The sequence below is a fragment of the Nocardioides ultimimeridianus genome (assembly GCF_054777895.1).
Genome location: NZ_BAAHAB010000004.1, coordinates 124,949 through 146,372, shown reverse-complemented (window position 1 = coordinate 146,372; position 21,424 = coordinate 124,949). Strand labels below are relative to the sequence as shown.

The window sequence follows — 21,424 nt, the reverse complement described above, 5'->3', positions numbered from 1 at the left end:
TCTGGCTTCGGGTCAGCCGAATCCCGGGTTTCGGCTGACCCGAAGTCAGAACTCGCGGTCGCGGTCGCCCCTCTCGAGCATGCGCCGGTTGGAGTACGACGGACGCACGGCCAGCCTCAGCTCCGTGATCCACCTGTCGAGGCGAGCGCCCGTGAAGTCACCGCTGCGGACCACGATCACCGTCCACCCGCGGGCGCGCAACCACGCCCTGCGCGCCTCATCGTCCTCGACCTGATCCTCCGTCCGCAGGTGGCCGTCTTCGCCGTCGTACTCGACCGCGACCTTGCACCGACGGTAGGCAAGATCCAATCGGTATCTCGGCACACCGTCGTCGATCACCCATACCTGCAGGTCGGGCGCCGGAAGGCCTGCATCGATGATCGTGATCCGGACCCAGGACTCCCGCATCGACTCCGCGCGCGGATCGCAGTGCTCGACCAAGTTGCGGGCTTGCACGACACCGCGGCGCCCCGTGAACCTGCACCGCAATGCTCCAGAGAGCTCGGCCCGGGAGAGCCCGTAGCAGCGGCAGAATGCGTCCAGTGCCGCCATGGCATCGCGACGTTCCAACACACACGCGAGGTCGAGCGCGGTGCGCAGCGGAGTGGTGACTGCGACGCCATGCACCTCGGTGACCTCTTCCGCGAGCAGGTGCCTCCTGTGGCCACCGATGCCCGAGCCGATCGGCGCGCCCCGTCCGGGGCCACGCACATCTCGACGACAGGAACCACGTCGTGGTCGGCGTACGGATAGAGATCCAGCCCGTAGAGCCATGCTGCCGTGCGGTCGCAGGCCACGTGTCCCTCACCGAGCAGCAGCGCGACGGCGCTTGCCCGGACTGCAACATCATCCCCCAGGTCCGCGGCGACATACACGCCGCGCACGACACGCCGCAGCGCCGCTTGGGCCACCAGCCGCCGCAGCGCGGCACGAGTGAGCCCGACACGAGCCAAATCGCTTGAGGTGAACGGCCGGGAGAGGTCAGGTTCGGGCATCCACCGATGGTCGCCGCGCGCCTACGACCACGACGCCAACCACTCGGGCACCTGTGGACGACGCGGCCGGCGCCCGGCCTGTGGATGAAATTCTGGCCCGCCATGGTGCGCGAGTTGCCACTTGTGGTCGACCGAAACCCTGGATTCGGTCGACCACAAGCCTGAACTCGCGAGTCAGGCGCCGAAGGCGTGGGTCGAGGTGACCCCGCCGTCGACGGCGATCTCGGCCCCGTTGATGTACGACGACTCGTCGCTGGCGAGGAAGACGTAGACAGGGGCGATGTCGGAGGGGGTGCCGACCCGGCGCAGGGGCACCTTGCTGGCGCCGTACTCCATCGCGGCGTCGCCGCCGTGGACCCGCGTCATCGGGGTGTCGATCATGCCGGGGTGCACGGAGTTGACCCGGATGCCCTTGGGCCCGAGCTCCATCGCCGCGCACTTGGTCATGCCGCGGATGGCCCACTTGGTGGCGGCGTACGCCGTGCACGACGGCATCCCCGCGAGGCCCTCGACCGAGGACGCGTTGATGATCGAGCCGCCGCCGTTCTTGCGCATGGTGCGCGTGACGGCCTGCATGCCCAGGAAGCAGCCGAGCTGGTTGATCCGCCACAGCAGCTCGACCTCTTCGGCGGGCATCCGCTCGATGTCGCCGAAGCGCAGGATGCCGGCATTGTTGGCGAGCACGCTCACCGGCCCGAAGCGGGTGTTGGTGTCCTCGACCAGCGCGTCCCAGGACGCCGCGTCACTCACGTCATGAGCCATGAAATGAGCAGCCGGACCCAGCTCGTCGGCGAGCGCCTGCCCCTGCTCCTTGGCGACGTCGGCGATGACGACCTTGGCCCCCTCGGCCACGAAGGCGCGGGAGATCTCGGCCCCCTGGCCCATCGCGCCACCGGTGACGATGGCGACCTTGTTCTCCAGACGCATGAGGATCCCTGTCAGACGGTGAGCTGCATGATCGAGTCGGCGGCGAAGCCCACCGACGGGTCGCGGTCGGCGAAGAAGCCGCCGAGCTGCTTGTCGAGGTCGTCGGCCGACCAGAGGTCGCCGGAGGCGTCGAAGCGCTGCTCGACGACCGGCGCTGCCACGAGGGCCACCATGCCGCCGTACACGACGAAGACCTGGCCGGTGATCCGCTCGGCGGCCGGCGAGGCGAGGTAGGCGACGAGCGGGGCGACGTGGTCGGCGGAGTACGGGTCGACCGCCCTGCCCGACCGGTCGTCGCCGAAGACCGCCGCTGTCATCGCGGTGCGCGCGCGGGGGCAGATCGCATTGGCACGTACGCCGATCCGCGACAGCCCACGCGCGGTGGACAGCGTCAGCGCGGCGATCCCGGCCTTCGCCGCGGCGTAGTTGGCCTGCCCGGGCGACCCGCCCAGGAACGCCTCGGACGCCGTGTTCACGATGCTGCCGTCGACCCTGCCGGACTCGGCGGCCTTCGCCTGCTCGCGCCAGTACGCCGCCGCATTGCGCGACAGCAGGAAGTGGCCGCGCAGGTGCACCGCGATGACGGCGTCCCACTCCTCGTCGGACATGTTGAACAGCATCTTGTCGCGGGTCATGCCGGCGTTGTTGACCACGATGTCGAGCCGGCCGAAGCCCTCGACGGCGGCGGCCATCATCGCGTCGGCCGTCGCGCGCTCGGACACGTCGCCGCCCACGGCGACCGCGTCGCCGCCGGCCGCACGGATCTCCTCGACCGTGCCGTCCGCACCACCCGGCAGGTCGGCCACGACGACGCGGGCACCAGCGGCAGCCAGCGCGAGCGCCTCGGCCCGGCCGAGGCCCGCCCCGGCGCCGGTGACGATCGCGACCCGGCCGTCCAGGTCGGTACCTGCCACGCTCACTCCTCGACCAGCGAGATCGCGTTGCGCGGGCAGGCGGCGGCGGCCTGCCGCACGCGCTGCTCGTTCTCGCTGTTCACCTCGTCGGTGGTGAGCTGGAGGAAGTCGTCGTCGTCCAGCTCGAAGACGTCGGGCGCCAGGGCCTCGCACATCGCGTTGGACTCGCACAGGTCGAAGTCGACCTTGATCTTGAGGGTCATCGAACTCGCTTCCTCAGGTCATCTTGCGGTGGTCCCAGGAGGCCACCTGCTCGGGATGGATGATCACGGCGACCCGCTTGGTCGCCTGCTTCTCGACGGTCTCTCGGCCGAAGTCGCCCAGCGCCTCGAACGACTCGGCGTTGAGCATCCGGGTCGCGACCCGGGAGCCGATCTCGAAGATCCGGTCGTGGTCGGTGATGATCTCGGCGCGGCCCTGGATCGACACCCCGCGCAGCTCGAAGTAGTCGGTGCCGTCCTCGACCAGCGCGGTGACCCGCGGGTCCCGCTCGAGGTTGCGGATCTTCTGGCTGCGGCCGTAGGTCCAGAACGCGATCCTCCCGTCCTCCACGACGTAGAACAGCGTGGTCAGGTGAGGGAAGCCGTCGTGGCCGTTGGCGGCCACCTGGACCTTGAGGTTCTCCTCGAGCAGGCCCTGGACCTCCTCGTCGGTCAGCTTGACCGCGTCGCGACCGGATGCCATCTCAGCTCCCTTCCGAGGAGTGGCCGGGGAAGACGTGCGCGCTGGGGTCGATGACCACGGCGGCGTTGTTGACCGCGGTCGCGGCCTCGCCGAAGCCGACCGCGATCAGCCGCACCTTGCCGGGGTACTCGGTGATGTCGCCGGCGGCGAAGACCCGCTCCAGGTTGGTGCGCATCGAGGGGTCCACGACGAGGTGGCGCTTCTCGGTGACGATCCCCCACTGCTGCAGCGGCCCCAGGTCCGCGATGAACCCGAGCGCCGCCACGACGGCCTGCGCGGGGCGCGTCTGCGCCTCCCCGTCGACGGTGACCTCGACCTGCTCGACGGTCTCCCCGCCGATGATCTTGGTGACCTCGGCCTTGGTCAGGATCTCCACGCTGCTGGCCCGGACCTGGTCGACGGTGCGCTGGTGGGCGCGGAAGGCGTCGCGGCGGTGGACCAGCGTGATGGAGCGCGCGATCGGCTCCAGGTTCACGGCCCAGTCGAAGGCGCTGTCGCCGCCGCCGACGATCACCACGTCCTTGTCGGCGTACGGCTCGAAGCTGGGGACGAAGAACTCCATCCCCCGGCCCAGCCAGTCGTCGCCGACGGGCAGCGGTCGCGGGCTGAACTTACCGATGCCGGCGGTGATCAGCATCGCCTTCGCGCGCACCTCGGTGCCGTCGTCGAGGGTCAGGGTGAGCCCGTCGTCGTCGGTGACCAGCGTGGTCGCCGTACGGCCGAGGAGGTACGGCGCTCCCGCGGTGTCGGCCTGCGCGACGAGGCCGGCCACGAGGTCGCGACCCTTGACCGTCGGGAAGCCGGCGACGTCCAGGATCTGCTTCTCGGGGTACATCGCGGTGATCTGCCCGCCCAGCTCCGGCAGCGAGTCGACGACCGCGACCCGCATGCCGCGGAAGCCGGCGTAGTACGTCGCGAAGAGCCCGGTCGGTCCGGCCCCCACGATCACCAGGTCGCAGTCCACAGCAGAACTGTAACGTGTTCTAGTTTCTTCTGTCTGCACCTGGCACCGATCTTCCTACTGAGTGTCCATCCCGTCGACCAGCCAACCGGTATTGGTGTGCACCATCGTCATCAACACGCGGAAGGACGTCAGAACGAGTCGGCGATCCTTGCCCACGCCGCGCGTCGCCCACTGGTTGACGAACAGCAGCGCCTGCAGCCGGGTCGTGTTCGCCTTGACGACGCCCTCGCCGATCACCTTCGCGGAGAGCTCGACCTGCTTCTTGACGTAGTCGTCCTTCAGGTCCGCGGTCGTCCGCTGGTACTCGGGAGCGAAGCGCGAGGTCGTCAGGTCGACAGCCTTCGCCACGTCCTCGTCGAAGGTCTTGTAGTGCAGGCTCATCAACGTCACGACGTCCTTGGCCGCCTGGTCGACGCCCTGGTCGATGTCGCTCTGGTTCATCTGCACCGGCGTGTCGGCAGGTACGTCGATCGTGCCCTGGGCCTGCTGCGCCGAGCCGTGGTGGTCGTCGCCCTTCACGCCGAACCAGATCCCCTGCGCGACGACGACGAGTGCGAGCACCGCGAGCGCGATCATCAGGACCCGGGTGAGCGGGCGCCCGGCGAACAGGCCGAGCCGGTCGGTCAGGGGACGCGGCGGGGCGGCCGGCTTACTGGGCTTCGCCTGCTTCGCCGGCGCTGTGGGCGCGCCGGGCGCCCTCGGAGCGCTGGCATTGCTGGGCGCGGTCGCCTCGGCGGGCCGCACGCTCCTCTGCGGGGCCGGAGCCTCCACGGTCGCACTGTCGGCGGGGTCGCTCTCGACCCGGCCCGCGATCTTGCGCGGACGCGAGGTGGACGTCCGCGAGCTCGCGGGACGCTTGGGCTTCTGAGTGCTCATGAGGCCTGCACGAACGTGATGTTGTTGGCCAGCCAGCGGCCGCCGACCAGCTGCAGGTCGACCCGGATCCGGTCGTAGCGCGCGACGGTGCGGGACTTGCCGTCCGCCGAGTCGCCGGTGTTCGTGCCCTTGCTGGCGAGCAGCACGGTGGCGGAGTCGGCGTCCCCGGAGGAGTAGCCGGCCCAGATCACGGTCGCGGTCTCGACCGAGTGCAGCCGGGTCGCCAGCTTGCGCAGCGACGGCACGGACTTGTCGAACTGCTTGCGGAACGGGCCGGTGGCCAGCGACTTCACCGCGGCGAAGGTCGAGTCCATGGTCCGGTAGTCGACGTTCATGAAGGTGTTGACGAAGACCGTGCTCGCCTTCAGCACGGCCGCGATCCGCTGCTGTTCGGCTGCGGGTGCGGCAGGTACCGCGCTCACGATCCCGCTGCCGACGGAGTCACCGACGCCGGGGCTGGCGTCGTGGTTGCTCCACATCTTCGCGCCGAGCACGATGACGGCCGTGCCGGTGAGCAGGACGAGCAGCCACAGGGCCAGGTTCAGCCTGATCCGCGCTGCCGCCGCCATGCCCTCGTCGGGGCCTTCGGGTGCGAGCTTCAACTCCGCGCCACCGGACCCAGCAGCAGCCACTTCCACGCGTCTCCTCCCAATACCGAGAGGTCCGGCTGCGTCTCGTAGTGGACGGCCCGGCCTCTCGCATCGACAACTCCTGGCAGCACTCCCGACTGCAGGCTCGACCCACTGTAGTCACGCGACGGCGACGCGTTCGCGCCGTGCCGGGCGGTGTACTTCAGAGCTTCGTTCGAGCCGCGCCGCTCGTAGGGCAGCGGCGACTTGCACTTGGCCGGGTAGATCGGGCCGTCGGTGAGGTCCTGGGTCGAGCGCCACTCGCTCGGCGGCTTGTAGCCGTCGGTGCACGGCGGGACGCTGTAGTCGAACTGGACGTTGACGTGGCCCCAGCCGTCGCGCGTGGAGCCCGTCGGGCCCGCGGCGATCAGCGGCGGGTAGGTCACCAGCAGCTGCTCGACCCCGGCCAGGTTCTTGTCGAAGACCTGCCCGACCGTGACCAGGTCGCCGAGCAGCACGGGCAGGTGCGGCTCGAGGTCCTCCATTAGCGCCTGGACCTCGCGCGCGGCCGCGGGGGTGTCGGTGATGACCCCGCGCAGGTCGCCGTCGCTCTTGGCCAGCGCGGTCGTCAGCGTGTTCAGGTCGTGGGCGAAGCTGCGGATGTTCTCCTGCTCGCCGCTCTGGGTGCGCAGCACCTTCAGGCCGCTGTCGAGCAGGGTGATGGTGTCCTTGGTGTGCTTCGAGGCCTCGTGGATGAACGTCGAGCCGCTGTCGAGGAGCCGCTGCAGGTCCGGGCCGGTGCCGCGGAACATCGTCCCCAGCTCCTTGACCGTGCTCTGCAGGTCCTTCTTGTCCACCGAGTCGACGAAGTCGCTGAGCGTGACCAGCAGATCGCCCTCGTCCTCGGGCAGCGAGGCCGCGGACCCGTGGAAGACGCTGCCGTCGGCGGCGTACGGGCCGCTGTCGTTGGGCGGCTCGAAGTCGAGGTACTGCTCCCCCACGGCCGACAGGTTGTGCACGAACATCGGCGAGTCGGTCGGCAGCTTGGTGTCCTGCTGGAGCTGCAGCGTGACGTCGATGCCCGTGGGAGTGGGTACGACGTCCGACACGCGACCGATCTTCACGCCGCGGTAGGTCACCTCGCTGCCGACGTACAGGCCTCCGGAGTTCGGCAGGGTGGCGGTGACCGTCAACTCCCGGCCGGTGACCTTGTCGACGACGCCGAGGTAGGAGGCGGTGATGTAGAACAGGCCGACCGCGCTGAGGACCACGAAGGCCGCCAGCCGGATGCGTACGCCGCGGCTCATACGTCGCCTCCGAGCAGTCGCTGGTTGCTGCCGGGCACGTCACCCGTGCTGACCATGCCCCGGGAGAGCCCCGTGGCTCCGGTGTAGTTGCTGCCGAGGATGCCCGGCGCGCCGAGCAGGTCGCCCAGGTCGAGGTTGCCCGCGGTGTTCAGCGTGGTGCAGACCGGGTTCGTCGTGTTGCCGTGGCACAGGCTCCGCAGGCTGTCGGTCATCGACGGGCTGGACAGGACCGCGGAGCAGTTCGTGCTCAGGATCCGCCCGCTCTTCGCGCACTGCCGGATCGCAGCCTTGCCGGTCGCGGCCGAGCCGAGCTGGATGTTGGGCAGCTTGAGGGCGGTGTAGAGGTTGTCGAAGTCGATCGAGACCCGCGCGATGGTGTTGGCGTAGTCGCCCTTCACGATCGCGTTCGCGGCCTTCGGGAACGGGAAGCTGGCCAGGAGGTTGATGCCGGGGGCGAGCTTGTTGCCGGCGTCGGCGATCTTGTTGAGCACCGGACCCAGCTGGCGCAGGATCTTGATGATGTTGCCCTTGCTGGCGTTGATGACGTGGGTGCCGACCGCGCCGAGCCGCTTGAGCGAGGACAGCATCCGGATCATCTCGGTGTGCTGGCTGTCGAGCACCTTGATCGCGGGGCCGGTCGCGTCCAGGGCGTCGGCGATCGTGGTCTTCTCGCTGTTGAGCGTGCGGGCGAGGCCGTTGAGCGAGCTGAGCGCCCGGATGATCTGGGTCTTCTGCCCGTCGATGGTGCGCACGACCGCCGAGAGGTTCGACAGCACGCCGCGCAACCGGCCGGTGCGACCCGACATGATGTTGTTGGCCTCGCGGGTGATGGTGCCGAGCTGGTTCACCCCACCGCCGCTGAGCAGGAAGGACAGGGCGCCGAGCACCTCCTCGACCTCCGGGTTGCGGCCGGTGGAGGACATCGGGATGTTGTCGCCGTCGGCGAGCCGGCCCTCGGGCGCGACGCCGGTGGGCGGTAGCAGGGCGACGTACTTCTCGCCGAGCAGGGAGACCTGCCGGATGTCGGCGACGGCGTTGTCGGGGAGGTCGACCCCGTTCTTGACCCGCATGGTCACCCGGGCGTGCCAGCCGACCCGCTCGACGTCGGTGACCTCGCCGACGACGACGTCGTCGACCATCACCGTCGACCGCGGCACCACGTTGAGCACGTCCTGGAAGTCCGCGGTCACGACGAAGGAGTCGGACTTGGACACCGGGTGGCCGGGCAACGGCAGGTCGTAGGCGCCGTCGAACTTGCAGCCGCCCAGCAGCAGCACGCCGACCAGCAGCCCGACCAGGGTGACGACGACCCGACGCATCACGACCCACCCCCGAACAGCGCACTCATCGACGGCTCGGTCACCTTGGCGTTGTAGACCGGAGTCACCTGCGGGTTGATCGCTCCCTTGCGACCCGAGGTCGGCGTGAACTGGCTGTAGTTGGGCGGCAGGTACGGCACCTTGGTGAGGATCGGCTCCATCAGCTGGCTGATCAGGTCGCAGGCGGTCTTCTTCAGCGACGCCGGCATGCCCTGCTTCTGCATGATGATCGCGCAGATGAACCCGTCGGCGTCCCAGGCGTAGCCGGCGATGGTGATCCGGGAGTTCTGGGAGCCGCTGGCATGGTCGAAGCCGGCCTGCAGGTTGCCCATCGCGACCGGCGCGATCCGCAGCACCGTGTCCAGGTTCGTCCGCTCGGAGGCGATCGTGTGCATGACCACCTTCAGGTTCGCGATCTGGTGGACCAGCGCGTCGCGGTTGTCGTGCACGAAGCCCTTGACGCTGCCCACGGCCTGCGCGACGGCGGCGATGGTCTTCTGCAGGCTGCCGCTCTCCCCCGCCAGCGTCCGCGAGATCCCCGCGAGGTCCTTCATGAAGGCACGCACGAGCTTGTCGTTGTTGCCCAGGGTCTGGGTGAACCGGGCGAGCTGGGACACGGTCTGGAACAGCGGCCCCGCGTTGTCCCCGAAGACCTGGGCGGCCTTGGAGAGCTCCTGGATCATCCGGCGGCCCGAGGCGCCCTCGCCGCCGAGCGAGCTGTGCGCCGCCTTGAGCAGGTGGTTGAGGGTGCCGTCCTTGTTGACGCCGTTCGGGCCGAGCGCCTCGGTCAGCGTCTTGAGGCTGCCGTAGATGCGGTCGAGCTCGACCGGCACCAGGGTCTTCGCCAGCGGGATGTCGGCCCCGTCGGCCATCACCGCGCCCTTGACGTAGACCGGCGTGAGCTGGACGAACCGGTCGGCCACCAGGGTCGGGGTGACGATGGCCGCCTTCGCGTCGGCGGGCACCCGGTACTTCGCGTCGTACTCCATCTCGACGCGGACCGAGTCGCCCTGCGGGATCACCGCGGTGACCTTGCCGACGTTGACCCCGAGGATCCGCACGTCGGTGCCCGGGTAGACGCTCACGGCACGCGAGAAGTGCGCGGTCAGCGTGTTCATCCGGGCCGGGGACAGCGCGACGTTGAGCACGCCCGCCAGTGCGATGAGCAGCACCGCGAGCACCACGACGCGGCGGTCGATGCGCTTCCAGAGACTCGTCACCATGTCAGTTCCCACTCACGTCGGGGAAGCCCGGGACGAACTCGCCGGTGGTCACCGCGGCGAGGTTCGAGGCGTAGGCGTCGAACCACGGCCCGGTGCCGATGATGTTGGACAGGATGGAGACGTAGGGCCCGAGGTCGTGCAGGACCGCCTTGAGCTGCTTCTTGCGTCGTACCAGCGTGCCGAGCAGGCCCTGGACCTGCTGCAGGGCGGGCTTGATCTGGCTCGCGTTGTCCTTCGCGACCCCCCGCAGCTCCTTGGCCATCAGCCGCGCGTTGATGAGCAGCTGGTGGATCGCCGCCTTGCGCCGCTGGAGCTCCTTGAACACCAGGTCGCTGTTCTTCATCAGCTCCACGATGTCCTGGCTGCGCGCCGCCAGGACCTTGCTCACCTGCTGGGAGCTGTTGACCAGCGTCGTCAGTTTGTCGTCGCGCGTCGCGATCGACCGCGACAGCCGGGCGATGCCCTCGAAGGAGGCATGCACCTCGGGGGCGGCGTCGTCCAGCGTCGAGGAGACGACGTCGAGGGCCTTGGACAGGTTGTCGGTGTTGATCGCCTCGGTGGTCTTGGTGAGGTCGCCGAACACCCCCACGATGTCGTACGCCGAGGAGGTGTTCTCCAACGGGATCGTCCCCCCGCTGCGGAGGTCCGCGCCCTCGGACGGCTGCACGTTGAGGAACTTCTCACCGAGCAGGTTGTAGACCTCGATGGAGGCGTGCGGGTCGCTGCCCAGGTCGATGCCGCCGTCGAGCTCGAAGGTCACCACGACGTGCGACCCGTCCAGGGTGACGTCCTTGATCCGGCCCGAGCGGATGCCGCCGACCTCGACGATGTTGCCCTTGTGGATGCCGCTGGCGTCGGCGAACTGGGCGTAGTAGGTCGTCCCGCGGAAGCCCGGGAACTTGTTCAGGTTGAACGTCGCCGCCACGACGATCGCCATCACGACCAGCGTGATGACGCCGAGGCGGAGGACGCGGGCGTCGCTGGGGGGCCTCATTGGTTGCACCTCGGCGCCGTGGAGTGGAAGTCGACGTTGGTGATGTACTTCTCGATCTCGGAGACGATCGGCAGGTTGGCGATGAGCGGGAGCTTGATCTGGGCCGAGACGCCGCAGATGTAGTACTGGTACCAGGACCCGTAGGTGCCGGTCCGGGTCTGGTCGGTCATGACCTCGGGCATCCGGTTGAGCAGGTCGACCAGGTCGGCCTTCTGGCCCGGCTTGTTGAGCAGCGTCGCGAGCCGGCGCAGCGCGGCGATGTCCGACTTCAGCAGCGGCCGGCCCTGGTGCAGCAGCCCGGCGACGGCGACGGTCAGCTTCGAGATGTTGCCGAGCGAGCCGCCGATCGTCTTGCGGCTGTGCGCCAGGTGCGTCATCCAGTCCTTGAGCTCCACCACGAGGGTGGTCAGCTGCTGGTGGTGCTGGTTGACGGTGTTGAGCGTCTCGCTGAGGTTGGTCACGACCTGGCCGATGAGCGCGTCGCGGTTGGCGAGGGTGTTCGTCAGCGACGCGGTGTGCTCCAGCAGGCTGCGGACCGTGCCGCCCTCGCCCTGCAGCACCTGGACCAGGTTCATGCTCAGGTCGTTGACCTGGTGCGGGGTCAGCGCCTGGAACAGCGGCTTGAACCCGTCGAAGAGCACGGTCAGGTCGAGCGCGGGCTTGGTCTGGCCGACCGGGATCGTGGCGCCGGGGCTGAGGGTCGGTGCGCCCGTGGCGTCCTTGCCCTCGCCGAGTGCCAGGTAGCGGTCCCCGACCAGGTCGAGGTAGTGGATCTCGGCGGTCGAGGCGGTGGTCAGCGGCACGCCGTCGTACACGCTGAAGGTCACCTTGGCCATGCTGCGGTCGTAGTGCTCGACGCCCTTGACGGCCCCGACGCTCACGCCCGCGACGCGGACGTCGTCGCCCTTCTTCAGCATGCTCGCGCTGGTGAAGATCGCCTCGTACTGGTGGGAGGAGCCGATGCCGAGGTGACCCATGATCACGGTGAGCGTCCCGGTGACGAACAGCGAGACGACGGTGAAGATGCCGAGCTTGATGCCCGCGGAGACGGTGGCGGCGTTGCGACGGTTCACGAGTCGGTCGCCTTCCTGCCGACGCGGACCACGGGACCGTAGAGCAGCGACCCGAGCGAGCCGTACGACGAGGCGGCGTGACCCGACTTCTGGGAGAGCATCGCGCTGAGGATCTGGTTCTCGCCTTCGGTTCCGGCCGGGCTGCTCAGGTTCGCGCTGGGGATCCACGGGCTGAACGGGGTGATGTCGGTGGGCGGGTTCTGCGCCTGCTGGATGCCCTGGTGCAGGTGGTGCGGGGTCGCCGGCACGTCGAAGTGCGGCAGGCCCACGCACCACGGGCCGTGCCCGAGCTCGCCGAACCTGATCGCGTCGGACTTGCGGAAGACGTGGTACTGCGGGTTGAAGAACTCGATGTACTGCTTGACCCAGCCGCCCTCGAAGGTCCGCGACAGGATCGGCGCGTAGTTCGCCGCACCCTCGATCAGGCACGGGAACTCCGGCGAGTAGCGGGCCAGGAGGCGGGTCATCGGCTCGGTGACCTGACCCATCCGGATCAGGTTCTGCGCGTTGGCCTGCAGGACCCGCGTGGTCGTGTCGGACAGGCCGGTCAGGTCGGAGAAGAACACGTCGAGGTCACGGCGCTTCTGCACGATCGTGCGGCTCGTGACGGTCAGGTTCGCGAGCGTCTTGAGCAGGTCGGGGGCGGCGGCGTCGTAGTCGTCGGAGACCTTCGCCAGCTGGATCAGGTCGGCCTTGAGCGTGGGCAGGTGGCCGTCGATGGCGCTCAGGTAGGTGCCGAGCTCGTCCATCGTGCGGCCGATCTGCTCGCCCCGGCCCTGCAGCGCGTGCGCGATGGCGCTCAGTGTCGCGTTCAGGTCGGCGGGGCGGACCGCGCGCAGCAGCGGGAAGAGGTCGGCGAGCACCTTGCTCAGCTCGACGTTCGTCGTGACCCGGGACGCCGGGATGATGTCGCCGTTGCGCAGCGGGGTGGGCGATGCGTCGGCCGGGCGCTCGAGCTCGATGAACTTCTGGCCGAACAGGGTCGTCGGCAGGATCCGGACCGAGACGTTGCTGGGGATCTCCTTCGCGGCGGCGGGGTCCAGCGCGATCTTGATGACCGCGTGGTCGCCCTCCTGGCCGATGTCGCGCACCTGGCCCACCAGCGCCCCGTTGATCCGGACGTCGCCGAACTTCGCCAGCTGCAGACCGGCCCGGTCCGCGTCGATCGTCACCCAGGTGACGTGGTCGAACTTCTTGTTGTAGATCGCGATCGAGAGCCAGACGAGCATCGCGATGCTGAGCAGGAACGCGATGCCGGCGACCAGGAGCCGGTTGTGCTCCTTGCGGCTGTCGTGGTGGATGTTGACCAACATCAGCCGGTGATCCTGACCGTGGTCGTGGATCCCCAGATCGCGAAGCTGAGGAAGAAGTCGGCCACCACGATGGTGACGATGCTGGTGCGGATGGCCTGGCCGACGGCGCGCCCTACGCCCGCCGGACCGCCGGAGGCGGTGTAGCCGTAGTAGCAGTGGATCAGGATCACCGCGACGGCGAGGAAGAGCAGCTTGAGGAACGACCAGAGCATGTCGATCGGTGGCAGGAACTCCAGGAAGTAGTGGTCGTAGGTGCCGGGCGACTGACCGTAGATGAGGGTCACGATCAGCCGCGGCGAGAGGTACGACGCGCACAGGGCCACGATGTAGAGCGGGATCACCGCCACGAACGCCGCGATCATCCGCGAGGTCACCAGGAACTGCAGCGACGGGATGCCCATGACCTCGAGCGCGTCGATCTCCTCCGAGATCCGCATGGCCCCCAGCCGCGCGGTGTAGCCACAGCCGACCGTCGCCGCGAGCGCGATCGACGAGACCAGGGGCGCGACCTCTCGGGTGTTGAAGTACGCCGAGATGAAGGCGCTGAACTTCGCGACGCCGATCTGGCTCAGCGAGGCGTACCCCTGCATGCCGACCTCGGTGCCGGCGAAGAAGGCCATGAAGGCGATGACGCCGGCCGAGCCCGCGATCAGGGTCAGACCGCCGGCGCCGAAGGCGACCTCGGCGAGGGTGTTGAAGACCTCGCGCGGGTACTTGCGGAGCGTGGTCGGGACCGCGAGCAGCGCCTTGATGTAGAAGAGCAGCTGGTCGCCGTACTCCTCCAGGTTGCGGCGCCGGGCCTTGAGGACGTCGCCGGCGAACGAGGTGATCGTGGCCATCAGATGCCCGCCGGGGGTGCGACCTGGAAGTAGATCGCGGTGATGACGGCGTTGAGGAAGAACAGCGCCATGAACGCGATGATGACCGACTCGTTGACCGCCCGCCCGACGCCGGAGGGGCCGCCGCCGGCGTTGAGTCCCTTGTACGCGCCGATCACCGCAGCGAGCAGGCCGAAGATCGCGGCCTTGATCATGGCGATGTAGAGGTCCGGCAGCGACGCGAGCGCGGTGAAGGAGGAGAGGAACGCGCCCGCGGACCCGCCCTGGACGATCACGGTGAAGAAGTAGCCGCCCCCGATGCCGGTGCCGATGACGATGCCGTTGATCATCACCGCCACGAACATCGTCGCGACGACGCGGGGGGCCACCAGGCGTTCGAGCGGATCGATGCCGAGCACCTCCATGGCGTCGATCTCCTCGCGGATCTTGCGCGCCCCCATGTCCGAGCAGATCGCCGAGCCCGCCGCACCGGCGATGATCATCGCGGCCGCCATCGGGGCCGCCTCGCGGACGGTGGCGAGCACCGCCGTGGCGCCGGCGAAGGACTGCGCGCCGAGCTGCCCGGTCAGGTTGCCGACCTGCAGCGAGATGACCGCGCCGAACGGGATCGAGACCAGGATCGTGGGCATCAGCGTCACGCTCGTGACGAACCAGGCCTGCTCCAGGAACTCCCGGAACTGGAAGGGCCGGGTGAAGATCCGTTTGGTCACCTCGACGACCATGATGGCGATCTCGCCGGGTCCTCGAACCACGGCTGCGGCGCTGAGCGCCATCCGATCACCTCATCCGTCCAAGTCGAAGCCCGGGCAATAGTAGAACGTGTTCTCGTTCTTGCATAGCGACACCCTGTGGCCGCCGCCACAAACACTTAACTCGACGGAGATGGTCACGTCACGCGAATCACCCAACCTGCGCCGCCAAGAGGAGCGCACGGTTCGGCTAAGTCGACTTACGCCGTTGCCGCGCCCTACTGGGTCGCAGACATCATCTGGCGCAGCTCCTTCTTCAGGTCGCCGATCTCGTCGCGCAGCCGCGCCGCCAGCTCGAACTGGAGCTCGGCGGCCGCGGCCTTCATCTGGTCGGTGAGGTCCTGGATCAGGGCGGCCAGCTCCCCGCTCGGCAGGCCGGCAAGCTCGCGTGCGTGACCGCCGATGTCGGTGCTGCGCAGTGCAGGGGTCGGGCTCTTGCCGCGACCGGCCGGCAGCGACTGCAGCAGCTCCTGGGTCGACTCCTCCTCGCGCGCCAGCATCTCGGTGATGTCGGCGATCTTCTTGCGCAGCGGCTGGGGGTCGATGCCGTGGGCCTCGTTGTAGGCGACCTGCTTGGCGCGGCGCCGGTTGGTCTCGTCGATGGCCGACTCCATCGACGGGGTGATCCGGTCGGCGTACATGTGCACCTGGCCGGAGACGTTGCGCGCCGCGCGCCCGATCGTCTGGATCAGCGACTTGTCCGAGCGCAGGAAGCCCTCCTTGTCGGCGTCCAGGATCGCGACCAGGGACACCTCGGGCAGGTCGAGGCCCTCGCGGAGCAGGTTGATGCCGACGAGCACGTCGTAGGCGCCCAGCCGCAGGTCGCGCAGCAGCTCGATCCGCTTCAGCGTGTCGACCTCGCTGTGCAGGTAGCGGGTGCGGATCCCGGCGTCGAGCAGGTAGTCGGTGAGGTCCTCGGACATCTTCTTGGTCAGCGTCGTGACCAGGACCCGCTCGTTCTTCTCGGTGCGCTCCTTGATCTCGTGGATCAGGTCGTCGATCTGGCCCTTGGTCGGCTTGATGACGACCTCGGGGTCGATCAGGCCGGTCGGGCGGATGATCTGCTCGACCACGTCGCCCTGGACCTTGTCCAGCTCGTAGTCGCCCGGGGTCGCCGAGAGGTAGATCGTCTGTCCGATCCGGTCCAGGAACTCCTCCCAGCGCAGCGGCCGGTTGTCCATGGCGCTGGGGAGCCGGAAGCCGTGCTCGACCAGGTTGCGCTTGCGGGACATGTCGCCCTCGTACATCCCGCCGATCTGGGGGACGGCGACGTGCGACTCGTCGACGACGAGCAGGAAGTCCTCGGGGAAGTAGTCGAGCAGGCAGTTGGGGGCGCTGCCGGGCAGACGGCCGTCGATGTGCATCGAGTAGTTCTCGATCCCCGCGCAGCTGCCGACCTGGCGCATCATCTCGACGTCGTACGTCGTCCGCATCCGCAGCCGTTGGGCCTCGAGCATCTTGCCCTGGCGCTCGAAGGTGGCCAGCTGCTCGGCGAGCTCGGTCTCGATGCCCCGGATCGCGCGCTCCATCCGCTCCGGGCCGGCGACGTAGTGGGTCGCCGGGAAGACGTGGAGCTCCTGGTCCTCGGTGATCACCTCGCCGGTGATCGGGTGCAGCGTCATCAGCCGCTCGATCTCGTCGCCGAAGAACTCGATCCGGACCGCCAGCTCCTCATAGACCGGGAAGATCTCCAGGGTGTCGCCGCGGACCCGGAAGGTGCCGCGGGTGAAGGCGAGGTCGTTGCGGGTGTACTGGATGTCGACCAGCCGGCGCAGCACCGCGTCCCGGTCGTGCTCCTCGCCGACGCGCAGCTTGAGCATGCGGTCGACGTACTCCTGGGGGGTGCCGAGGCCGTAGATGCAGGAGACCGTCGACACGACGATCACGTCGCGACGGGTCAGCAGGCTGTTGGTGGCGCTGTGCCGCAGCCGCTCGACCTCCTCGTTGATCGAGGAGTCCTTCTCGATGTAGGTGTCGGTCTGGGGGACGTAGGCCTCGGGCTGGTAGTAGTCGTAGTAGGAGACGAAGTACTCGACGGCGTTCTTGGGGAAGAGCTGGCGCAGCTCGTTGGCGAACTGGGCGGCGAGGGTCTTGTTGGGCTGGAGCACCAGCAGCGGCCGCTGCACCTGCTCGGCCACCCAGGCCACCGTCGCCGTCTTGCCGGTGCCGGTCGCGCCCAGCAGCACGACGTCCTGGACGCCGTCGTTGATCCGCCGGGTGATCTCCTTGATCGCCGCCGGCTGGTCGCCGGAGGGCTGGTAGTCGGACTCCACGTGGAACGGGGCGACGCGACGCTCGAGATCGGTGACCGGACGCATGCCTCCAGCCTACGGACCGGTACCGACAGCCTGATCCAGGTCGAGCTCTCCCCCGGCCGAGGCCACCGTCGCCGCGATGACGGCGCAGGCCGCGTCGGTGAGGAAGCGGGACAGGTTGCGGGCCGAGCTGCGCTTGGCGGGGTCGGCGAGGAGCCAGCGGTTGACGGTGCTGTCGACCAGGCCGACCAGCCCGTAGGCGAGGTTCTCGGTGAGGCCGCGCGACGGCCGGCTCCCGAGGGCCAGGGGCAGCATCGCGTCGGCGACCGCGCGGACGTCGTGCGCGAAGGCGGTCTTGCCGCCGACCACGACCTTGGAGCCCTGGTCGTGACGATCGGCGGATCCGGTGCCGAGGAACCGATGCAGGTTGCCATGCGCACCGACCCACCGGACGTAGGTGTCGACGGAGCGCCGCACGATGTCGCGGACCGAGCCGTCGAAGACCAGCGTCGGTGCCAGCGCCTCGTTCATCTGGTCGACGATGCGCGCCCGGATCTGGTCGTCGAGGTCGTCGCGGTCCTTGAAGAGCTTGTAGACCACCGAGCGCGGGATGTCGGCCGCGGCCGCGATCGTCGGCACGCTGACCCCGACGCCCTCGCTGTCGATCAGCGCGACGGCGGTATCGAGGATCCGCTCGCGCCGGGCGCGGCGGTGATCGGCCCAGCGGGCGTCACGGCCGTCGACCGGCTCGGACGAGGTGGCGGGCTGACTCACCCGAGAAATCCTAGAGCAGGTGCTTGACCGGACATGCTGTCCAACATAGTTTTAACGCCGACAGCCTGTCCAGGGTAAGCGTCGGACGACGCCGGCCCGTGATCGAAAGGCCTCATCGGTGGGCAAGAACAAGGTGTACGTCGTCGGCGTCGGCATGACGAAGTTCGAGAAGCCTGGCTCCAAGGAGTGGGACTACCCCGACATGGCCCGCGAGGCCGGCACGAAGGCGCTCGAGGACGCCGGCATCGGCTACGACCTCGTCGAGCAGGTCAACGTCGGCTACGTCTACGGCGACTCGACCTGCGGCCAGCGCGCGGTCTACGAGCTCGGCATGACCGGCGTGCCGATCACCAACGTCAACAACAACTGCTCGACCGGCTCGACGGCCCTCTGGCTGTCCGCCCAGGGCATCCGCGGCGGTCTCTACGACTGCACGCTCGCGCTCGGCTTCGAGAAGATGCAGCCCGGCTCGCTGATGTCGGTCTTCGACGACCGCACCAACCCGATGATGGACCACCTGATGGCCCTCGCCGAGCTGCAGGAGTTCGCGATGCCGCCGGCGCCGTACATGTTCGGTGCGGCGGGGCGCGAGCACATGGAGAAGTACGGCACCACGCCGGAGCAGTTCGCCAAGATCGGCTACAAGAACCACAAGCACTCGGTGAACAACCCCTACGCACAGTTCCAGAAGGAGTACACCCTCCAGGAGATCCTGGACGCGCCCACGATCTACGCACCGCTGACCAAGCTGCAGTGCTCCCCCACCTCCGACGGCTCCGGCGCGGCGATCCTGGCCAGCGAGGCCTTCGTCGACAAGCACGGCCTCGGCGACCAGGCGGTCGAGATCATCGGCCAGTCGATGGTCACCGACATGCGCAGCACCTTCGAGGACAAGTCGGCCCAGTCGCTGGTCGGCAAGGAGATGAGCCGCCGCGCCGCCCGCGAGGTCTACGAGCAGGCCGGCGTCGGGGCCGACGACGTCTCGGTCATCGAGCTGCACGACTGCTTCTCCGCCAACGAGCTGCTCACCTACGAGGCGCTCGGCCTGTGCGCCGACGGCGAGGCCGGCAAGCTCGTCGACAACGACGACACCACCTACGGCGGCCGGTGGGTCGTCAACCCCTCCGGCGGCCTCATCTCCAAGGGCCACCCGCTCGGCGCCACGGGCCTCGCCCAGTGCTCCGAGCTCACCTGGCAGCTGCGCGGCACCGCCGACAAGCGCCAGGTCGAGCGCGCCGCCCAGCCCGGCGGCGTCGCCCTCCAGCACAACATCGGCCTCGGCGGCGCGGTCGTCGTCACGGCGTACCGCAAGGCGAACTGACCCTCTCGGGTCGCGACGAGCTCGACCACCAACAACAACTCAGGAGAACAACACTCATGGCAAGCGTTTCCGTCACCCAGGCCCTTCCCGTCGACGCGCAGACCGCGTGGGACAACCTCCTCGACCTCGCCGGTTGGGAGAAGTGGCTGACCATCCACCAGGGATGGAAGTCCGACCTCCCGACCGACGTCACCGTCGGCACCCGCATCACCGAGGTCGTCTCCGTCATGGGCATGGCCAACAAGATCGAGTGGGAGGTCACCTCGGTCGACGCGCCCACCTCCGTCGCGATCGAGGGCACCGGCATGGCCGGCGTGAAGGTCAAGTTCGGCATGGTCATCGCGCCGGCCGACGCCGGCTCCACCATCACCATGGACGCCGACTTCAACGGCACCATGATCGTGGGCCCGATCGGCAAGGCGGTCGCCAAGAACGCCCAGGCCGACCTCGAGGCGTCGCTCGCGAAGTTCGCCGACCTCGTCAACGCCTGATCGGGGACGAGCAGATGACGCAGGCAGTGACCTTCGAGGACAGCGGCCTTGGCCAGTGGGGTGAGGAAGACGTCGTCTTCGAGGTCACTGCCGAGCGCATCGCCGAGTACGCCGCGGCCACCAACGACCCGATCCCGGCGCACCTCGCCGGCGAGGTCGCGTCGCCGGTCTTCGCCGTGGTGCCCACCTTCTTCTCGATGGCCCCCGCGGCCCTCGAGGTGGCGCCGATCGAGCTCCTCATGAAGCTCGTCCACGGTGAGCAGGACTTCCACTTCCACCGTCCGATCCGGCCGGGCGACGTGCTGACCTGCCGCTCGAAGGCGACCGGCTACGCCAACCTCTCCACCGGCTCCACCGTGGTGGTCTACGCGGAGACGCGCGACGCCGACGGCGAGCTGGTCAACGAGCAGTGGATCACCGCGTTCTTCCGCGGCGTCGACGCCGGCAAGACCATCGGCGAGCTGGCGCCGGGCCACGCGCTCGACCCGGCCGCCACCACCGGGGCGCCGGACGCCGTGGTGACCCAGCACGTCGACGAGGACCAGACGTTCCGCTACTCCCCCGCGTCGGGTGACCCGATGCCGATCCACCTCGACGAGGAGATCGCCAAGATGTCCGGCCTGCCCGGGATCATCAACCACGGTCTCTGCACGATGGCGTTCACCTCGTGGGCGGCGCTGCAGGAGTTCGCCGACGGCGACGTCGCCCGGCTCAAGCGCTTCGCGGTGCGCTTCGCCAAGCCGGTCCTGCCCGGCCAGGACATGACCACCAGCTTCTGGAAGCTCGACGACGCCACCATCGACACCGGTACGACGGCGTACGGCTTCCGCACCGAGGTCGACTCCGCCCTCGTGCTCACCGACGGCCTGGCCGTCTTCACCGACTGAATCTCGATACACCGCCGCTCGTCCCTCACGGCGGCACTCGATCACCGACCCCGATAGGACACACACGACTCATGGGAACCCTCGACGGACGCGTCGCCATCGTCACCGGAGCGGGCCGCGGCATCGGCCGCGAGCACGCGCTGCTGCTGGCCAGGGAGGGCGCCAAGGTCCTCGTCAACGACATCGGCGGCGCCAACGACGGCACCGGGACCGACACCACGCCGGCGCAGAGCGTCGTCGACGAGATCGTCGCCGCCGGCGGCGCGGGCGCGGCCAACTACGACAACGTCGCGACCTGGGACGGCGCGGAGCGGATGGTCAAGCAGGCCATCGACGAGCTCGGCGGCCTGGACATCCTGGTCAACAACGCCGGCATCCTGCGCGACGCGTTCATCCCGAACCTGACCGAGGACCAGTGGGACGCCGTCGTGGGGGTCGTCCTCAAGGGCACGGCCGGCCCGATGCACCATGCGGCGGCGTACTGGAAGGAGCAGACGAAGGCGGGCGTCGAGGTCAACGCCTCGGTCATCAACACCGCCTCCGCATCGGGCACCTTCATGCCGAACGCCGGCCAGGCCAACTACGGCGCCGCCAAGGCCGCCGTCGCCGCGCTGACGCTGGTCGCCGCCGACGAGCTCGACCGCTACGGCGTCCGCAGCAACGTCATCGCGCCGATCGCCCGTACCCGCCTCACCCTGGCCACCCCGGGCATGGGCGCGATCTTCGCCGAGGAGGTCGAGGAGGGCGAGTTCGACGCCTGGCACCCCTCGAACATCTCCCCCCTCGTCGCCCGCCTCGCGGCGCCCGACTGCAAGCTGAACGGCAAGTTCTTCGCCGTGCAGGGCGGCGTGATCCAAGAGATGCAGGGCTGGCACGAGGTGGCCGCCATCGAGTCCGAGGGCCCCTGGGACCTCGACGATCTCGCCAACCGGCTCGGCTGAGGAGTCCCG

General features: G+C 68.8%; 22 protein-coding genes and 1 pseudogene. 4 read left to right on the top strand and 19 right to left on the bottom strand.

The genetic code is table 11. From position 1 onward, the window contains the following. Positions 1-45: 45 nt before the first annotated feature. The 19 genes and pseudogenes from ACYU8V_RS03085 to ACYU8V_RS02995 all read right to left on the bottom strand — a co-directional run bounded on the left by ACYU8V_RS03085 (position 46) and on the right by ACYU8V_RS02995 (position 17,775). The gene (locus tag ACYU8V_RS03085; RefSeq protein WP_460845683.1) at positions 46-711 is read right to left on the bottom strand and encodes a DUF559 domain-containing protein; all 666 of its coding nucleotides are present in this window, start codon (positions 709-711) and stop codon (positions 46-48) included. A gap of 203 nt (positions 712-914) precedes the next feature. Beyond that, a pseudogene (locus ACYU8V_RS03080) lies at positions 915-995 on the bottom strand (hypothetical protein); the annotation flags it as partial. 174 nt (positions 996-1,169) lie between these two features. Continuing rightward, positions 1,170-1,922 carry a glucose 1-dehydrogenase gene (locus ACYU8V_RS03075; RefSeq protein ID WP_460845061.1) on the bottom strand — a complete coding sequence of 251 codons (753 nt, stop codon included), beginning with the start codon at positions 1,920-1,922 and terminating at the stop codon, positions 1,170-1,172. Between the two features lie 11 nt (positions 1,923-1,933). Beyond that, a complete protein-coding gene (locus tag ACYU8V_RS03070) occupies positions 1,934-2,836 on the bottom strand; it encodes a 3-oxoacyl-ACP reductase (RefSeq protein ID WP_460845059.1) in 903 nt (300 codons plus the stop codon). 2 nt (positions 2,837-2,838) lie between these two features. Further along, positions 2,839-3,039, bottom strand: a complete 201-nt coding sequence (locus ACYU8V_RS03065) for a ferredoxin (protein ID WP_460845058.1) — start codon at positions 3,037-3,039, stop codon at positions 2,839-2,841. Positions 3,040-3,052: 13 nt separating this feature from the next. Next, a complete protein-coding gene (locus ACYU8V_RS03060; RefSeq protein ID WP_460845056.1) occupies positions 3,053-3,520 on the bottom strand; it encodes a pyridoxamine 5'-phosphate oxidase family protein in 468 nt (155 codons plus the stop codon). Position 3,521: 1 nt separating this feature from the next. After that, the gene (locus tag ACYU8V_RS03055; protein ID WP_460845054.1) at positions 3,522-4,484 is read right to left on the bottom strand and encodes an NAD(P)/FAD-dependent oxidoreductase; all 963 of its coding nucleotides are present in this window, start codon (positions 4,482-4,484) and stop codon (positions 3,522-3,524) included. A 54-nt stretch (positions 4,485-4,538) separates the two neighbouring features. Continuing rightward, positions 4,539-5,360: a hypothetical protein gene (locus tag ACYU8V_RS03050; protein WP_460845052.1), complete on the bottom strand. Its 822-nt coding sequence runs from the start codon at positions 5,358-5,360 to the stop codon at positions 4,539-4,541. Beyond that, complete coding sequence (locus tag ACYU8V_RS03045; protein ID WP_460845051.1) at positions 5,357-5,992, bottom strand: hypothetical protein; 636 nt, start codon at positions 5,990-5,992, stop codon at positions 5,357-5,359. The genes ACYU8V_RS03050 and ACYU8V_RS03045 overlap by 4 nt, the downstream gene beginning before the upstream one ends. Then, positions 5,959-7,236, bottom strand: a complete 1,278-nt coding sequence (locus ACYU8V_RS03040) for an MCE family protein (RefSeq protein ID WP_460845049.1) — start codon at positions 7,234-7,236, stop codon at positions 5,959-5,961. Before ACYU8V_RS03040 ends, ACYU8V_RS03045 begins: the two co-directional genes overlap by 34 nt. Continuing rightward, positions 7,233-8,555 carry an MCE family protein gene (locus tag ACYU8V_RS03035; RefSeq protein ID WP_460845047.1) on the bottom strand — a complete coding sequence of 441 codons (1,323 nt, stop codon included), beginning with the start codon at positions 8,553-8,555 and terminating at the stop codon, positions 7,233-7,235. Before ACYU8V_RS03035 ends, ACYU8V_RS03040 begins: the two co-directional genes overlap by 4 nt. Beyond that, a complete protein-coding gene (locus tag ACYU8V_RS03030) occupies positions 8,555-9,778 on the bottom strand; it encodes an MCE family protein (RefSeq protein ID WP_460845045.1) in 1,224 nt (407 codons plus the stop codon). The genes ACYU8V_RS03035 and ACYU8V_RS03030 overlap by 1 nt, the downstream gene beginning before the upstream one ends. Position 9,779: 1 nt before the next feature. Beyond that, on the bottom strand, positions 9,780-10,772 hold the full coding sequence (locus ACYU8V_RS03025) for an MCE family protein (RefSeq protein WP_460845043.1): 993 nt from the start codon (positions 10,770-10,772) through the stop codon (positions 9,780-9,782). Next, the gene (locus ACYU8V_RS03020) at positions 10,769-11,845 is read right to left on the bottom strand and encodes an MCE family protein (protein WP_460845041.1); all 1,077 of its coding nucleotides are present in this window, start codon (positions 11,843-11,845) and stop codon (positions 10,769-10,771) included. Before ACYU8V_RS03020 ends, ACYU8V_RS03025 begins: the two co-directional genes overlap by 4 nt. Next, on the bottom strand, positions 11,842-13,158 hold the full coding sequence (locus tag ACYU8V_RS03015; RefSeq protein ID WP_460845040.1) for an MCE family protein: 1,317 nt from the start codon (positions 13,156-13,158) through the stop codon (positions 11,842-11,844). Before ACYU8V_RS03015 ends, ACYU8V_RS03020 begins: the two co-directional genes overlap by 4 nt. Continuing rightward, positions 13,158-13,997: an MlaE family ABC transporter permease gene (locus ACYU8V_RS03010; RefSeq protein ID WP_460845038.1), complete on the bottom strand. Its 840-nt coding sequence runs from the start codon at positions 13,995-13,997 to the stop codon at positions 13,158-13,160. The genes ACYU8V_RS03015 and ACYU8V_RS03010 overlap by 1 nt, the downstream gene beginning before the upstream one ends. After that, positions 13,997-14,770: an MlaE family ABC transporter permease gene (locus ACYU8V_RS03005; RefSeq protein WP_460845037.1), complete on the bottom strand. Its 774-nt coding sequence runs from the start codon at positions 14,768-14,770 to the stop codon at positions 13,997-13,999. Before ACYU8V_RS03005 ends, ACYU8V_RS03010 begins: the two co-directional genes overlap by 1 nt. A 194-nt stretch (positions 14,771-14,964) precedes the next feature. Then, positions 14,965-17,064, bottom strand: a complete 2,100-nt coding sequence (uvrB, locus tag ACYU8V_RS03000; protein WP_460845036.1) for an excinuclease ABC subunit UvrB — start codon at positions 17,062-17,064, stop codon at positions 14,965-14,967. A 9-nt stretch (positions 17,065-17,073) separates the two neighbouring features. Further along, positions 17,074-17,775 (bottom strand): TetR/AcrR family transcriptional regulator, encoded by a 702-nt coding sequence (locus ACYU8V_RS02995; protein WP_460845035.1) that lies wholly within the window; start codon positions 17,773-17,775, stop codon positions 17,074-17,076. Between the two features lie 118 nt (positions 17,776-17,893). On the opposite strand from ACYU8V_RS02995, the gene ACYU8V_RS02990 reads away from it, so the two are divergent. The 4 genes from ACYU8V_RS02990 to ACYU8V_RS02975 all read left to right on the top strand — a co-directional run bounded on the left by ACYU8V_RS02990 (position 17,894) and on the right by ACYU8V_RS02975 (position 21,415). Next, a complete protein-coding gene (locus tag ACYU8V_RS02990) occupies positions 17,894-19,096 on the top strand; it encodes a lipid-transfer protein (RefSeq protein ID WP_460845033.1) in 1,203 nt (400 codons plus the stop codon). Positions 19,097-19,152: 56 nt separating this feature from the next. Beyond that, on the top strand, positions 19,153-19,587 hold the full coding sequence (locus ACYU8V_RS02985) for a type II toxin-antitoxin system Rv0910 family toxin (RefSeq protein WP_460845032.1): 435 nt from the start codon (positions 19,153-19,155) through the stop codon (positions 19,585-19,587). Between the two features lie 14 nt (positions 19,588-19,601). Then, positions 19,602-20,474: a MaoC/PaaZ C-terminal domain-containing protein gene (locus tag ACYU8V_RS02980; protein ID WP_460845030.1), complete on the top strand. Its 873-nt coding sequence runs from the start codon at positions 19,602-19,604 to the stop codon at positions 20,472-20,474. Positions 20,475-20,545: 71 nt separating this feature from the next. Then, entirely contained in the window at positions 20,546-21,415 is an 870-nt protein-coding gene (locus ACYU8V_RS02975; RefSeq protein ID WP_460845029.1) for an SDR family oxidoreductase, read from the top strand. Positions 21,416-21,424: the final 9 nt, after the last annotated feature.